Raw genomic sequence first — 14424 nt, forward strand, 5'->3', positions numbered from 1 at the left:
GGCTCAGTGATCGCCGATTTGGAGGGAGAAACGCTTGGGAATGTTCTGACCAAGCCGAACATGGGCATCGGCGAGCGCTTGAGTCACTTCTGCACTCCCCGGCTCTGTATAGACTTTCTGGCTGTCTTCGGATGCGTGGTGAAGCATGACTTGAATGATTTTTGTGTCGAGTTTTGCAGCGTCAGCTCGCTGGCCATAGGCGTGTCGATGGCCATGAGGTGTGGTGCCCAGCTCTTTGCGTGGTTCAAGGCCGATTCGGCGGCACGCTGCGGCATGCTGGTTGAGGAAGTTTCCGAGCTTGAAGATTTCTCCCACCTCGCCGCGCCTCATGTTCACGAACAAGAAGGGATGGTTGCGCCTAACGTGCACGAGTTGCTCCATGTAGCGGTTCCAGTGATAGAGAAACACCTCGCCGTACCAAGGCGCGAACCAGTGGGCCATCTTGTAGTTGTCCGCGTCGTATAGCCCTCCCTTCCAGCCGGCGTGGAGGCTTCGCCTGACTTCATCTCGTGGCTTCAGTCCATATTGCGCGGCCAGATAAGCGCGCCGTTGGCCTCGGACGCCAGCGATCGGATCACGCCAGCCGTCGGGGGCGTATCCCGCCGATGGATGATGGATTGCTACAAGAGCGGTTTTGGGATTGGTTGGGTCAGGAGCGACGTCATGTACATACAGGTGGAACGGCTCTGAGACACGGAAGCCTGCCCCATGCATGAGTAAGGTTATGCAGATGCTTCGATGGTCCACGCGTTCGCCAACTTTGAAGCCGTCCGTGATGAGGTCGACAAAGCGGTTTTCGGGGAAGGCAGGAGGTTCCGCAGCCTTTGGCTTGGGATCCCTGACTCTGTCTTGCCTGCGCGTGAGTTTGTCCGCTCCTGGATTCGACCAGAGGTGACCGAGAAGGGCGCGCTCTCGGCGGTACAAGCGCGCTGCGGCGTTCCAGCGCTCCTCGTATGCGTTCGCAACGACCAATGGGTTGATGTTGGCTGCAATTGGATTGCTCTGCCCCATCCAGTCAAAGAACTGAGTTAGGTCCGTGACTACGCCATCCCGGTCCGGACCCCTTCGCGGTCCCCAAAAAAGGCTGCTTGGGTCATCGCCTGTCGCGATGTCGCATGTGCCCGCAAGTAGTGCTGAGGTGAATCCGGTGAACAGTGCGCGCGTATTCCGTTGGTGGGGGTTGGCATCGATGTAGTAGCAGAGAAGACGCACCGAGCGGAGCACCTTGTCCATCCAAGATGGGCTCCGGCTCTGGGATTTTTCGATGAAGTATTCCAAGAGCGGGGTGAGAAAGCCGCCGGGGGTGAGCAAGCCAGGCACTTCGATCACGTTGCCAGTGTTGTCGAGCCGAACCTCAGTTTCTACGCGCACGAACATTTGGGATCTCCAGCGACGCCTACCTTGGCTGTATTAAATTCATTCAGTGTGCGTATGCGCAGATGTGTTGTAAGTGGTTGATTTATATAGACAATTTACCACGGGCCGCGCTTGCGCAGCACCATCCCGTGCGCCGTCCCGCTCGATGCGTTAGGACGTTCAGTCGGGCGTCTGCCTAGCGACTCGTTGCCCATCTCCACGATGTGGCAGTGGTGCGTGAGCCAGCAGCGCCGTCGTCATCTTGGCGTCAACGAACACGCTGGACCACTCGGCGAAGCATGCGTCTGGTGGCGGACCGAGCGCATCGCGCCGTCCGTCCCTTCGGCCTGCAACAGGTGCTCGATCAATCAGCGCGAGGACTCGATACCTGCATTGCCGCCTTGCTCGACCAGGTCGGCCCAGGCGCCGGCATGCCGTGCAGGCGTAGCGCCTTCAACTCGACCATCACGTCAGGCTTTATGACGGCTCTCGTCGGCGTTGCTCAGCCGGTCGTGTCGAGCGAGGCATGTCAGCTTGGCCAGTGACGGTCAGCGCTCTACTCAACGAAGCCGAAGTTCGGTTAAGTCGAAGCGAAGAAGATCCCAGGCATATACGCTGACGTCCACTGCGTCCCCCATGCCGAGCTTTGCCGCGACGCAGTGCAGGACGTCGCGCTCGAATTCACGAGCCTCTGGTGGCTGCGTCAACAGGTACTGACGTCCGGATGATGTGGTCACCACGCGGCCCTGGCCATCGACCTTTGAAATCGGCGAGGTCAACCACACCGTGCCGCGACCCGCGCTCAGGCTTCTGAGGATCACCAAATGTGCCTTGCCTGACGGAGCGCGGATCACCCGCCAGGAATCCACCTCGATACGCCGTTCTTCTTGTACCGGCGCCGCCGCCCGTTCGTTGGCCACGGTGACGTCGAAGTCACCAAATTGGGTCACGGTCATGCGGCGGCTTCCTATGTGTTTATATAACTCAAGAAATTTTGAGCGACCATCGGGCCTGCGCCAAGCTTTTCAGCCAATGCGCCACGTGGCCGCGAGGAAAAAAAAGCGCTTATCGAATACGGCGCGGAATGGGCTAGGGTGTGTAGTTGGACCTGACCATGCCCAAGATCCTTCACTCCCGCCACAACGACATCTTTCTGCAGAAGCTCAAGGACACAAGGAAGAGCAAGCGCCTACGCCAGAGAGATCTGGCGGATCTGCTCGGCCGCCATCAAGGACTGGTCAGCAAGGTTGAACGGGGCGAGCGCAGACTGGATGTCATAGAGCTTCGGGACTGGTTGACGGCGCTGGAGATTGACTTCGTGCAATTCCTGAGCGAGCTGCACGCTGAGTTAACGCCACATGGCACTGCGGGGCTTCGGGTCTTGCGCCGGAACTGCCCACGCCCCTCACCACCGTAACGTCAGGCTGATTGCTTTGAGTTATATATAACGTGGCATAAGAAGCTCAGTTCTTAGAGCCTTGGGCGGATGCCAGTCCGCCCAAAGACGCCCCCCAAGCCCGGTCGACCAAAGGGCGCTACCAGCCTGGATCTGGGTATCGCCGAGGTTTTCGGGAAGCACGCCCAAGCGCGCCGCCTGAAGGCGGGGCTATCCCAAGAAGCGCTTGCTCTTGAGGCAGGACTCGAACGCTCATACCTTGGCCGGCTTGAACGGGGCAAGAGTCAGCCGACGCTTTTGGCGCTGCTCAAACTCGCCAAGGGCCTTGGATGCGAGGTGGCTGAGCTGTTGGGGCCGGCTGAGAAGGCTTTCAAGCGACGCCGCTAGCTCAGACCTGGAGCGTCTAGTCAAATGATCTGACGCTCGTGACCTGCTGACTGTGGGGAGGAGTGCTGCCTCAGCGCGCACGGGTCGCGGCCAGCAACTGAGTCAAGCGCCGTCCAGCCCTGATGCCCTGGTCTTCGAAATTGACGTTCACCACCACCTGTGCATATTCCGACGCGACCTGAGCACCCGGTCCAGCGTCCTGCTGGAGGCTGTTGAAGAACACCGCTCGATCTCTGCTGCCGCGAAGTCGTTGGGCATGTCCTATCGCCGGGCCTGGGTGCTGATCGTTCCAGCGTGCTGCGCAGGGCGCTGATGCTCCTGCGCAGCGTGCTGGCGCTCCTAGACAGCTTAGCGAATGGCAGGATCTTGGCCAGAGCGACTTCCGGCTTGACCCTTGAAGACTATGAGCAGACGCCGTTAGCCTGTCCCAGCAAACGAAGCGGTCACATCCACCGCATCGCGGCCGCCCAGCAGCGCGTCGCGGCGCGCCTTCTGTTCTCGCAATTCTTCGGAGTTCGCTGGCGGGCCCTCCAGGCGATAGATGCTGCCGGACCTGGTCACCACCTGTCCGCCCTCAAACTGATCTATCGGGCTCGTAATCCGGAGCCTCGTGAGCTTGATCCAACCCACGGCCAATCGAACCACGCTGTTATCGTCGTCCACCACCTCCAACACCGACCAAGCGCGCAGCGTCGCGACGGAAGGCGACTCGGGGAACCCAATGGGCGCCAGCAGTTTCATGGACTAACCCTTTAAGTTGCGACTTTCATGCAAGTTGCGACTTCAACGCTGGAGATGAAGCGTGCCCGTGCAAGCTGTTCCTCAACGAGGATGACGCACGCTAAGCTGTCAACAATAACTGCGCAAGCCGGTTGAGCGGCCATCCAAACGGCCTTCTGCACGAGACGAATCGTAGGCGCACCCCAACCATGAACGGCTTCATATTCCTCGGCATCGTTCTCGTTGTCGGCGCCCTGATCGTGAGCGCGCCGTACGCTACTCCTTGGCTCGATTCGGCGATAAAGCGCCTTGAGGCGAGGCGAGACAAGTTGCTCGGCGACCAGTAGCTGCCGTCAAGGCTGCCCCTCTCGGGGTTCGTTGGCCGAATCTTCGTTCGCCAGGGCACTAGTCGACGTCTCGCCATGCTCAGCACCCCTCGACCTTGAAAGAGCTAGGGGCTTTTTGGAACCGGCCATCAAGCCGGTCGCATGACGCGGCTCGGTCGCCACGAGATCGAGGACTTGCTCGCGCGTGAGCCCAGAAGCGAACACGCGTGCCGCCTTCGCCGCCAACTCATCGGAGATGACGACGTGTTTACCTTTGGCGATGCGTACTCGTTTCATTGGTAGACCTCAACTCGACAGGCCCGGGGGTGTGGTGCCAGCGTGTGATCGAGCCCGCGCAAGCGGCTGCACAGTGATTACGGTAATTACCGTAATCAGCCAGAAGCCGCCGCAGATGGCCGCCATCCTCAACGACACACTGCGCCGAGGCACCCCAAGGATGCCACGGAGACTGTGTGCTGAAGAGTCGGCCAACGCCATACGACGGGCCCCGTCGCGCCGATCTGCGCGATCCCGAGAAATGTTCGCATGTACCTTCGGCCGAATGTCAGATGTCAATGGATCAGGTGCGTCGCCCACGCTGATTGTGCGCCGCGACAAGCACCGCGGCGGTCGCCCTACACTTCGCTAACAGGCCACGAGCGGCCTGCCTCCCAGAGCAGATTGATGACCGCACCCGACGTTTCCACGCTTTCCTACATTGAACTCGTGGCCCTCAGCAAAGAGTTGGATCGACAAATCGCGGCAAAGCGCGGCGAGGAGTTGAAGGTTATGGCAGACGGGTTCGCCAAGAAAATTCAGGCCGCCGGATTCACGGTTCGGGAGGCCATTGACGAGTTGGAGGCGTATGACACGCCCTCAGCGCGCACGAAAAAGCGCTCAACGAGCGCCGCGGCACCGCTGTACCGTGACCCCGCGAATCATGCGAACACCTGGAGCGGCCGCGGTCTTCCTGCCAAATGGTTGAAGGCGTACGAAGCTCAAGGTCGGGCCCGGGAGGAATTCCGGATCAAGAGCTAGTGCTCTACCGGCCAAACGCCGCCTGTTCCTTCTCAAAGAATCCCCGGTCGTGCCGTGGATTGAACCTTCTGCGCTGTCAGCGTTGAAGCGTCCTTAGCAATCGTCTTGCAGTCAAGCCGCGGCCGCCCCGCTGGGGCGGAAACGCCTGACTGGAAGACGGCTCTGCAGCGGTTGCTGACGGTCGCGGTCGACGTCCATATGGCAGCAATGTGCCCAAAGCGGAAGCTCGCCGAACCTCAGCAAGAGGCTGGTCAGAGCCATTCGCGGTCTGCGGTCTGAGTGGCTGCATTGATCAACACTTGCCATTCGACTGGCACTGCAACCTATGGCCGATGCTCATCTGGAGGCATTCGTTCAAGCGAAGTGACTGACGGCCTTCGTCGTGTTGACCTCCGACTCGTCGAGAGGGGCCAGCATCTCTGCGCTGGGGCCGCCACGCGCCCGCCAGGCGTTGGAAGGCCGGCCCGGGTTCTCGCGGCCCGCTTTGACGACGCTTGCACCACTGCGCCCAAGCCCTAGACTCGCAGCACGCCACCCCACTCAGCCGGCAGTCGACCGAGGCGCGGTGCCGACACCATGCGTGATCGACCATCCGCCGCTGCCAACGCGAAGTTCGAACTTCTGGCGCGCGAACTTGAGCAACAGATCGCCGCAGGGGTGCTGCGGCCTGGCGATCGCCTGCCTTCGGTGCGCCAGACCTGTGCCAGCCGGGGCCTGAGTCCGAGCACCGTCTTCCAGGCCTATTACCTGCTTGAATCGCGCGGCTTGGTGCGTGCCGAGCCGCGCTCCGGCTACTTTGTTGCCGCCCGCGCGAGCGGCGTGCTGCTCGCCGAGCCCAAGACGTCGACACCGCAGTCCGGAGCGCAGCCCGTCGAGGTCAACGACCTGATCTACGCCTGTCTTGGTGCGGCACGAGCGCGTGACATCGTGCCCTTCGGGTCCGCGTTCCTGAGCCCAACCTTGTTTCCGCTGGATCGACTGCGCCGCGCGCTGGTTTCCAGCACGCGCCGACTCGATCCCTGGAGCATGGTCGAGGACCTGCCGCCGGGCAATCTGCGACTCAAGCGCGAGATTGCCAAGCGTTACTTACTGCAGGGCATGGCCATCGCCACCGACGAAATCGTACTGACCCACGGCGCGATGGAGGCGCTGAACCTTTGCCTCAACGCCGTGACGCGGCCGGGTGATGCGGTGGTGGTGGAGTCACCGACGTTCTACATGGCGCTGCAGGCGCTCCAGCGCCTGGGCCTGCACGCCATTGAAGTGCCGACGCATATGCGCGAGGGCATCGACCTGGGCCGTCTGGCGCAGGTACTCGAGCTCCACCGCCCGCAGGCCTGCTGGCTGATGACCAACTTCCAGAACCCGCTCGGTAGTTTGATGCCCGAGGCGAAGAAGCGTGACCTCGTCGAGTTGCTGGCTCGCCACGAGGTGCCTCTGATCGAAGACGATGTCTATGCCGAACTCTACGAAGGCAAGACGGCGCCGCTGCCGGCGAAGGCCTTCGACCGTCGCGGCCTGGTGCTGCACTGCTCGTCGTTCTCGAAATGCCTGTCGCCGGGCTATCGCGTAGGCTGGGCGGCGCCCGGCCGGCGGGCGCGCGAGGTCGAACGCCTGAAGCTGATGACCAGCCTGTCGGGATCGATCCCGGTACAGGCGGCGCTGGCCGAGTACCTTCAGGAGGGCGGCTACGACCGCCATCTGCGCAGCCTGCGCGAGGCGCTGCAGGCGCAGCGGGAAAGTCTGTTCGACGCCGTCAGCCGGCACTTCCCCGACGGCAGCAAGGTGCTGCGGCCCGCGGGTGGCTACTTCGTGTGGGTGGAACTGCCCGTCGGCGTCAATGCGATGGCACTGCACCAGGCCGCGCTGGCGGAGCGCATCAGCCTGGCCCCGGGCCCGATGTTCTCGGCACGCGCCGACTTCCAGCACCACATCCGGCTGACCTGCGGGCAGCCGTGGGACGGCACGCTCGAGCGCGCCATGCGCACCCTGGCGCGCCTGGTCGACGACGCCGTGCGCGCAGGCCAACCGGCGCCTGCACCGAACTGATCCGGTCGTCGGCGGCGGCAACTGCTCACGCCAGCGGCGCAGGCCGCCGGGCAGAGTGAAGGCATGTCCAAACCCACCCTGCCTCGCGTATGCCGCACCGCCATGCCGCGCTGACGCTGGTGCCGTCCAGCCCCCCCGCATCCGGCCCCGAGCTGTCCCTGCACGAGGTGATGGACAGGTTGGGCCCCTCGGTCTTTGCCGGCCTGCTAGATGTTGATGGCCGGCTGCGCTACGCCAACCAGGCGGCGCTGCAGGCCGTCGGCTGCACGCCGGATCAGGTGCTCGGCCAGCGCTTCGAGGCCACGCCCTGGTGGCAGGCCTGCGAAGTGTCGAGGGGGCGCGTGCAGCGGGCCCTGGCCAGCGCGGCCCGCGGCGAAGCCTCGCGCTTCGATGTGCGTATTACCACTGCCGGCGGCGCCACACTGGCCATGGACTTTTCCTTGCTGCCGCTGTTCGGCCCCGACGGACGCGTGCTCTGGCTGATTCCTTCCGCACGCGACGTCAGCGAACGCGAGCAGGCCCAGCAGCAATTGCTGCTGACCCGCCACGCAGTCGAACAGGCCAACGACGCCCTGCTCCAGGTCGGGCCCGACGGAGCGGTTCTCGATGCAAATGCGGCGGCATGCCGGCTGCTCGGTCTGGCGCACGCCGAACTGCTGCGGCTGCGCGTGCCCGACATCGACACCCAGGTCAACGAGGCGCAGTGGCCGCAGCGCTGGCGCGAGTTGTGCGAACGCGGCTCCTTGCGGTTCGAGACCCAAGTCCGCCACCAGGCAGGCCATGAGATTCCGGTCGATGTCTCCGTCAGCCTGGTGACCAGCGGCGACACCTCCTTCGCACATGTCTGCATCGACGACCTGCGCGAACGCCGGGCCGCCGAACGTCGCATCCAGCAACTGCTGCAGTTCGATGAGCTGACGGGTCTGCCGAACCGCCAATTGCTCTACGAGCGCCTGAGCGCGACCCTGCAGACCTGCACCGAAACCGTGGTGCTCTTGCTAGAGCTCGATCGTTTCAAGCGCATCAACGATGGCCTCGGCACACACATCGGAGACCAAGTGCTGCGCGAAACGGCCCAGCGCCTCGCCACCACCGTACGCAGCATCGACCTGGTGTCGCGCCGCGGAGGCGACGAGTTCGTGATCGTAATGCCGGCCCCAACAGTGCCGGCGCTGCATACGGCGCAGGCACTATTGGATGCCATTGCCCGGCCGATGTTCGTCGAAGGACAAGAGATCCACATCACCTGCAGCATAGGCATTGCCTCGGCACCCGCAGACGGCGACGACGCCGACACCCTGGTGCGGCGCGCCAACGCCGCGCTGCACCAGGCCAGGCTGCTGGGACGCAATCAGGTCAGCTTCTATGCCGGCGCACCGCACGATGACGACCCCAATCGGCTGGCGCTGGAGACCGCACTGCGCCATGCGCTGCGTGACGAACAGCTCGAACTGCACTACCAGCCGCAGGTTGACCTGGGCCATGGCCGCATCGTTGGCGTCGAGGCCCTACTGCGCTGGCGGCACCCGACGCTGGGGGCCGTCGCCCCGGATCGGTTCATCCCCATCGCCGAGGAAACCGGCCTGATCGTTCCGATTGGCGATTGGGTGCTGCGCCACGCCATCGAGCAGGCTGCCCGTTGGCAGCGCGACGGGCTGCCGCCGCTGCGCATGGCGGTCAACCTGTCGGCACGCCAGCTGCTGCAGCCGGACCTGGCGCGGCGCATCGAGGCCCTGCTCGCGGCCAGCGGCCTGGACCCGCAGCGCTTCGGCGTCGAGGTCACCGAGAGCATGCTGATCGCCAACTTCGACCAGGCCGTGCAGCACCTGGAGGCGCTGCGCGCCCTCGGCGTCGAGGTCTCGCTCGACGACTTCGGCACCGGCTATTCCAGCCTGAGCTATCTGCGCCGGCTGCCGGTGGACGTGGTCAAGATCGACCGCTCGCTGGTGCCCGACGTCAGTGCCCCGGCGGAAGCGGTGTCGATCACGCGCGCCATCATCACCATGGCCCAGCAGCTGCAGATGAAGGTGCTCGCCGAAGGCGTCGAAAGCGAAGGACAGGCCGCGCTGCTGGCCGCCAATCGCTGCGACCAGATGCAGGGCTACTGGTTCAGCGCCGCGGTGCCGGCGGAGGCCGTCGAGACCATGCTACGCGAGGGCCGGCAGATCGATGCAGCGCTGATCGGCCGGCGTTCGCGGCAGCGCACCCTGCTGCTGGTCGACGACGAGGAGAACATCCTCGCCGCGCTGCGCCGGCTGCTGCGGGCCGAAGGCTGGCTGGTGCTCAGCAGCACCAGCGCGGAGCAGGCGCTTGAGCAGATGGCACGGCACGAGGTCGACGTGATCCTGTCCGACCAGCGCATGCCGGGCATGACCGGCGTCGAGCTGCTGCGCCGCACCCGCCAGCTGTACCCGGAGACCATCCGCCTGGTGCTGTCGGGCTACACCGAGCTGCAGTCGATCACCGACGCGATCAATGAGGGGGCGATCTACAAGTTCCTCGCCAAGCCCTGGGACGACGAGCAGCTGCGCTCCCATCTGCGCGAGGCCTTCGCGATGAAGGAGATGGCCGACCAGAACCGCCGCCTCGGCCACGAAGTGCAGGCCGCCAACCGGGAACTGGCCGAGCTGAATCGGCGCCTGCAGACGCTACTGAGCGCCCAGCGCGAACGCAACCTGCGAGAGGTCGGCAGTCGCGAGGCGGCGCAGGAGCTACTGGATGCCGTGCCGGTGCCCGCGTTCGGCATCGACGACGAAGGCCTCCTGGTGTTCGCCAATGCGCCGGCTCGCGCGCTGTGCGGTCTGGCCGTCGAGCGGCTGGGTGAGCCGGCCGGCGAGCAGTTGCCGTCCAACCTGCAGCAAGCACTGGACGGCGTCGCCATGCTGGTGACGCTGGCCGGGCGCCGCTGGTGGGCGATCAGCCGTCTGTTGGACGGCAATGCGCGCGGCCGCCTGCTGGTGCTGCTGCCGCAAACCGAGGATTCGAAATGAGCAGTCAAAACATTCCCGAGAAAGCACCGGTGGAGCCGGCGGCGCTGGCCCAACTGTTCCGCTACAGCCTGCGTGAAGGGCGGGTGCACCCGCTGCTGCATCCGGTGCGCCGGTATCGCCAGGAGTCGCCGCGATGAGCACGGCCTCGCAAGCCATCAGCCGCGACGAGCTGCTCGCCGCGCTGCGCGACCTGCCGCCGCTGCCCTCGTTGGTGCTCGAACTGGTCGAGTCGCTAGGGCAGGAAGGGCTCAGCGCCGAGCAGTTCGCGACCAAGATCTCTCAGGACCAGGCCCTGGCCGCCAAGACCCTGCGCCTGGCCAACTCGTCCTTCTACGGTCGTGGCAGGCGGGTTGGGTCGGTGGCGGAGGCGATCGGCGTGCTGGGCCTGCGCACCGTGCGCGGGGTTGTCACGGCCGCCGGCCTGGCCGGCAGCTTCGGCCACCCCGCCGATTTCGACCACGGCGCCTTCTGGCGCCACTCGTTGGCCAGCGCCCTGAGCGCACAGGCGCTTGCCAGCGAACTGGGGCGCGACGACGCCGACCTGGCTTTTACGGTGGGGCTGCTGCATGACATCGGGCGGCTGGCCCTGGCCAGTGCATTTGCACCGGCCTATGCCGAGGTCGAACGCTGGAGGCACGAGCAAGACTGCCCCGCCGACGACGCTGAGCGCGCCGTGCTCGGCATAGATCACGCCGAGGTCGGCGGGCTGATCGCTGGGCATTGGAACTTCTCGCCGGCCATCGTCGACGCCATCCGCGAGCACCACGCACCGCCGGCCGCCGCCGGGCTGACGCTGACCGGCATCGCGCATGTCGCCGACGCCATCGCCCATGCGCTGGGACTGGCCGGCGATGCCGACGAGGCGGTGCCCAGCGTGGCGCTGCCGGTCTGGGCCGCCTGCGGCCTGGACGACGCCGCCTGCCAGCGGGTGTTTACGCACACCGAGGCCCAGTTCGAGGCCATCTGCGAGGCGCTGCTTCACTGAAGGACCCCCATGACCGACTCCGAACTCCTCTCATTGCAACGCGCCAACCAGGAACTGCGCGCGTTGAACGAAAGCCTGCGCAGCGCGCAGGACCAGTTGCTGCAGTCCGAACGGCTGGCCTCGATCGGGCAGCTCGCCGCCGGCGTGGCGCACGAGATCAACAACCCGATCGGCTATGTGTTCTCCAACTTCGGCACGCTGCAGGCCTATCTCGAGCGTCTGTTCGAGATGCTCGAGGCTTACGAGCAGGCCGAGGCAGCGCTGGAAGGCAGCGCCGTCGCGGAGCGGCTCGCGGCCTTGCGCGAGCGGGTAGAACTCGACTACCTGAAGCAGGACATCCCGATGCTGATGGGCGAGTCCAAGGAGGGTCTCTCCCGGGTGCGCCAGATCGTCCAGGACCTGAAGGACTTCTCGCGTGTCGACACCCACCAGGAATGGGTCTGGGCCTCGCTGCACCAGGGCATCGACTCGACGCTGAACATCGTCGCCAACGAGATCAAGTACCGGGCCGAGGTGAAGCGCGAGTACGGCGATCTGCCCGACATCGAATGCCTGCCCTCGGAATTGAACCAGGTGTTCCTGAACCTGCTCGTCAACGCGGCCCACGCGATCGGCCCGGAACGTGGCCTGATCGCCGTGCGCAGCGGCGATGCCGGCGACAAGGTCTGGGTTGAGGTCGAGGACGATGGCTGTGGCATCGCGCCCGAACACCTGCCGCGCATCTTCGACCCCTTCTTCACCACCAAGCCTGTCGGCCGCGGCACCGGCCTGGGCCTGTCGCTGGCGTATGGCATCGTGCAGAAGCACCAGGGCCGCATCGAGGTGCGCAGCGAACCGGGCCGGGGCTCGTGCTTTCGCGTCACGCTGCCGGTGCGGCGCACGGCCGCCCCGGGAGCCGCGGCATGAGCGCAGACACGATGCCCTGGACCCTGCTTGCCGTCGACGACGAGCCCAACATCCTGGCCGCGCTGCGCCGGCTGTTCCGCAGCAGCGGCTGGCGCATCCTGACCGCCAGCAGCGCCGAGGAGGCCCTGGCCCTGCTCGCCCGCGAGCCCGTCAACGCCGTGCTGTCGGACATGCGCATGCCGGGCATGGACGGCGTACAGCTGCTCGAACGCATCGGCCAGGACTGGCCGCAGACCGCGCGCCTGCTGCTGACCGGTCAGGCCGACCTGAGCTCGACCATCGCCGCCATCAACCACGGCCGCTTGCACCGCTACATCGCCAAGCCCTGGAACGATGAAGAGCTGCTGCTGACCCTGAGGCAGGTCGCCGAGATGCAGCAGCTTGAAGCCGACAAGCGGGCGCTGGAGCGCCTGACGCAACAGCAGAACCACGAGTTGAAGACGCTGAACGCGAGTCTGGAGGTCCGCGTCGCCTTGCGCACCGAGGAGCTGGCCGCCGCCAACGACAGGCTCAAGCGCAACTACCTGACCTCGATCAAGGCCTTCACCGCGCTGATCGAGCTGCGCGACCGCGCCCAGGTCGGCCATGCCCGCCAGGTCGCCGACCTGACGCGGCGCATCGCCCAGGTGATGACGGTGGATGCCAATACGGCGCGCGATCTGCCCATCGCCGCGCTGCTGCACGACATCGGCCACATCGGTCTCAGCGACGCGGTGCTGGCGCGGCCGCTGAACAAGCTGGATCGTGACGAGCTGCGCCGCTACCGCCTGCACCCGGTGCTGGGCGAGCAGGCGCTGCTGGCCAGCGACGACATGCAGGGCGTGGCGCCGCTGATCCGCGCCCACCACGAGCGCTGGGACGGGCAGGGCTTCCCCGACGGCCTGCGCGCCACGGCCATCCCCCTCGGCGCCCGCATCCTGGCGGTGGCCGATGCCTACGAGGACCTGCGCAGCGGCCATCTCGACGGCCAGGTCCTGAGCCCCTTCGAGGCCCGCCAGGCGGTGATCGCCGGGCGTGGCAGCCAATTCGACCCGGCCGTCGTCGATGCCTTCGTCAGCTTGTTCTCGACCGCGCCGGCGAGGCCCAAGCCGGCCATGCTGCGCTTGTCTACTGCGGAGCTGCGCGCCGGGCAGATCCTGGCCAAGGACTTCATGTCGCCCGAGGGCGTGCTGCTGCTGTCGGCCGGCCAGCGTCTCGGCGACGATCTGATAGAGCGCATCCGGGGCTTCGAGCGCAAGCATGGCCTGAGCCTGCTGCTGTGCGTGCAACCGCCGCAGGAGGACGGGCCGTGAAGCGCCTGCTCATCGTCGACGATGAGATGCCGGTGCTGCAGGCCCTGCGCCGCCTGCTGCAGCGCCAGTTCACGCCGCAGCAGCTCAGCGTGGCGCTGTGCAGCGATCCGCTGCAGGCCCTTAAGCGCCTGAAGCAGGAGCGCTTCGATGTGCTGATCAGCGACTACCGCATGCCGGGGCTGGACGGCGTCAGCCTGCTCGCCCGCGCCCGCGAGCTGGACCCGCGCGCAGTGCGCCTGATGCTCAGCGCCGCGGCCGACTTCGGCACCCTGCTGGCCGCGGTGAATCGCGCCGGGGTGTTCCGCTTCATCCCCAAGCCCTGGAGCGAGGCGCAGCTGCTCGCCGATCTGCAGGCCGCGCTGGCCTTCGACCCCTATGCGATGCCCAGCGCCTACGAGCTGGAACGGCGCCGGCTGGAAGCGCTGGAGCCGGGCATCACCCAGGTCGACTGGGGCCCGAACGGCGAGGTGCTGATGCCAGGCCCGCCGCCGACGGGACCGGGTGTGTTGTGAGGCTGCCGTAGATCAAGTTTGCCGACGCCGCCAAGTCGAGGCACGCGGGCGTGAACAGCGGCGGGCTGGTCGCCTCGCTGTCGACTGCTTTGGCGCCTGCAGCGGTCAGATCTGGGGCCAGACCGAAAAACTGCACACGCTGCGGCGCCGTCCTTCGTCGTCGATCGCGACCTTCCGCTTTGGGCACATTGCTGACGCCCCCGACGCGCGGGCCGGTGGCCTCAACGGGGCGCCTTTCGCAACGGGCGAGAGCAGTCGTTTGTGCCTGCACGAGTACTCGAGCCGCGTCGAGCGACCGGTTCCGCAAGTGAAGCAGCCGGTGAGAGCCAGCGACCATCACCCGAGCCTAAGACAGCAACCGGCGAAGCTCCGAGCGCTTGTGGACCATGCGGTAGCAAACTTCGCATCCAACTGAACCATCGCGTAGCGCCCTTGAAGGGTGTGAGAGCAATGGTCGCAAGCGAAGG

Annotated in this window: 15 protein-coding genes and 3 pseudogenes; 11 read left to right on the forward strand and 7 right to left on the reverse strand. The window is 65.5% G+C overall.

Annotation, left to right across the window (positions count from 1 at the left end; genetic code table 11):
* Positions 1 to 3: 3 nt before the first annotated feature.
* From gmtY to AC07OY_RS14815, 4 genes and pseudogenes are all read right to left on the reverse strand, one after another.
* Positions 4 to 1377, reverse strand: coding sequence for a gamma-mobile-trio recombinase GmtY (gene gmtY, locus AC07OY_RS14800; protein WP_495043361.1), 1374 nt, complete (start codon positions 1375 to 1377; stop codon positions 4 to 6).
* 179 nt (positions 1378 to 1556) lie between these two features.
* A pseudogene (locus tag AC07OY_RS14805) lies at positions 1557 to 1653 on the reverse strand (ATP-binding protein); the annotation flags it as partial.
* A pseudogene (locus AC07OY_RS14810) lies at positions 1650 to 1837 on the reverse strand (ATP-binding protein); the annotation flags it as partial. The pseudogenes AC07OY_RS14805 and AC07OY_RS14810, both read right to left, overlap by 4 nt.
* 79 nt (positions 1838 to 1916) lie before the next feature.
* The gene (locus tag AC07OY_RS14815; protein WP_495043362.1) at positions 1917 to 2312 is read right to left on the reverse strand and encodes a hypothetical protein; all 396 of its coding nucleotides are present in this window, start codon (positions 2310 to 2312) and stop codon (positions 1917 to 1919) included.
* A 158-nt stretch (positions 2313 to 2470) separates the two neighbouring features.
* Between AC07OY_RS14815 and AC07OY_RS14820 the strand changes: the two genes are divergently transcribed.
* Together AC07OY_RS14820 and AC07OY_RS14825 are read left to right on the forward strand one after the other, a co-directional pair.
* Positions 2471 to 2773, forward strand: coding sequence for a helix-turn-helix domain-containing protein (locus AC07OY_RS14820; protein WP_495043363.1), 303 nt, complete (start codon positions 2471 to 2473; stop codon positions 2771 to 2773).
* Positions 2774 to 2842: 69 nt separating this feature from the next.
* On the forward strand, positions 2843 to 3139 hold the full coding sequence (locus AC07OY_RS14825; protein WP_495043364.1) for a helix-turn-helix domain-containing protein: 297 nt from the start codon (positions 2843 to 2845) through the stop codon (positions 3137 to 3139).
* Positions 3140 to 3209: 70 nt separating this feature from the next.
* Here AC07OY_RS14825 and AC07OY_RS14830 read toward each other — a convergent pair whose 3' ends face one another.
* Positions 3210 to 3362 (reverse strand): hypothetical protein, encoded by a 153-nt coding sequence (locus AC07OY_RS14830; protein ID WP_495043530.1) that lies wholly within the window; start codon positions 3360 to 3362, stop codon positions 3210 to 3212.
* Here AC07OY_RS14830 and AC07OY_RS14835 point away from each other — a divergent pair.
* Positions 3303 to 3425 (forward strand): annotated as a pseudogene (locus tag AC07OY_RS14835) (winged helix-turn-helix domain-containing protein); the annotation flags it as partial. The gene AC07OY_RS14830 and the pseudogene AC07OY_RS14835 sit on opposite strands and share 60 nt — an antisense overlap.
* Before the next feature lie 131 nt (positions 3426 to 3556).
* Here the strand turns inward: AC07OY_RS14835 and AC07OY_RS14840 are convergent.
* Together AC07OY_RS14840 and AC07OY_RS14845 are read right to left on the reverse strand one after the other, a co-directional pair.
* Positions 3557 to 3880, reverse strand: a complete 324-nt coding sequence (locus tag AC07OY_RS14840; RefSeq protein ID WP_495043365.1) for a hypothetical protein — start codon at positions 3878 to 3880, stop codon at positions 3557 to 3559.
* A 332-nt stretch (positions 3881 to 4212) separates the two neighbouring features.
* Positions 4213 to 4482 carry a hypothetical protein gene (locus tag AC07OY_RS14845; RefSeq protein WP_495043366.1) on the reverse strand — a complete coding sequence of 90 codons (270 nt, stop codon included), beginning with the start codon at positions 4480 to 4482 and terminating at the stop codon, positions 4213 to 4215.
* Between the two features lie 387 nt (positions 4483 to 4869).
* On the opposite strand from AC07OY_RS14845, the gene AC07OY_RS14850 reads away from it, so the two are divergent.
* The 8 genes from AC07OY_RS14850 to AC07OY_RS14885 all read left to right on the forward strand — a co-directional run bounded on the left by AC07OY_RS14850 (position 4870) and on the right by AC07OY_RS14885 (position 13957).
* Entirely contained in the window at positions 4870 to 5223 is a 354-nt protein-coding gene (locus AC07OY_RS14850; protein WP_495043367.1) for an H-NS histone family protein, read from the forward strand.
* 576 nt (positions 5224 to 5799) lie between these two features.
* Positions 5800 to 7272, forward strand: a complete 1473-nt coding sequence (locus tag AC07OY_RS14855; protein ID WP_495043368.1) for an aminotransferase-like domain-containing protein — start codon at positions 5800 to 5802, stop codon at positions 7270 to 7272.
* Positions 7273 to 7451: 179 nt separating this feature from the next.
* Positions 7452 to 10262 carry an EAL domain-containing protein gene (locus AC07OY_RS14860; RefSeq protein WP_495043369.1) on the forward strand — a complete coding sequence of 937 codons (2811 nt, stop codon included), beginning with the start codon at positions 7452 to 7454 and terminating at the stop codon, positions 10260 to 10262.
* Positions 10259 to 10399: a hypothetical protein gene (locus AC07OY_RS14865; protein ID WP_495043370.1), complete on the forward strand. Its 141-nt coding sequence runs from the start codon at positions 10259 to 10261 to the stop codon at positions 10397 to 10399. The genes AC07OY_RS14860 and AC07OY_RS14865 overlap by 4 nt, the downstream gene beginning before the upstream one ends.
* A complete protein-coding gene (locus tag AC07OY_RS14870; protein ID WP_495043371.1) occupies positions 10396 to 11247 on the forward strand; it encodes an HDOD domain-containing protein in 852 nt (283 codons plus the stop codon). Before AC07OY_RS14865 ends, AC07OY_RS14870 begins: the two co-directional genes overlap by 4 nt.
* 9 nt (positions 11248 to 11256) lie before the next feature.
* Complete coding sequence (locus tag AC07OY_RS14875; protein ID WP_495043372.1) at positions 11257 to 12153, forward strand: ATP-binding protein; 897 nt, start codon at positions 11257 to 11259, stop codon at positions 12151 to 12153.
* Positions 12150 to 13445, forward strand: coding sequence for a response regulator c-di-GMP phosphodiesterase, NosR family (gene nosR, locus AC07OY_RS14880; RefSeq protein WP_495043373.1), 1296 nt, complete (start codon positions 12150 to 12152; stop codon positions 13443 to 13445). Before AC07OY_RS14875 ends, nosR begins: the two co-directional genes overlap by 4 nt.
* Entirely contained in the window at positions 13442 to 13957 is a 516-nt protein-coding gene (locus AC07OY_RS14885; protein WP_495043374.1) for a response regulator, read from the forward strand. The genes nosR and AC07OY_RS14885 overlap by 4 nt, the downstream gene beginning before the upstream one ends.
* Positions 13958 to 14424: the final 467 nt, after the last annotated feature.

The sequence above is a fragment of the Roseateles sp. GW821-FHT09H10 genome (genome assembly GCF_059415865.1).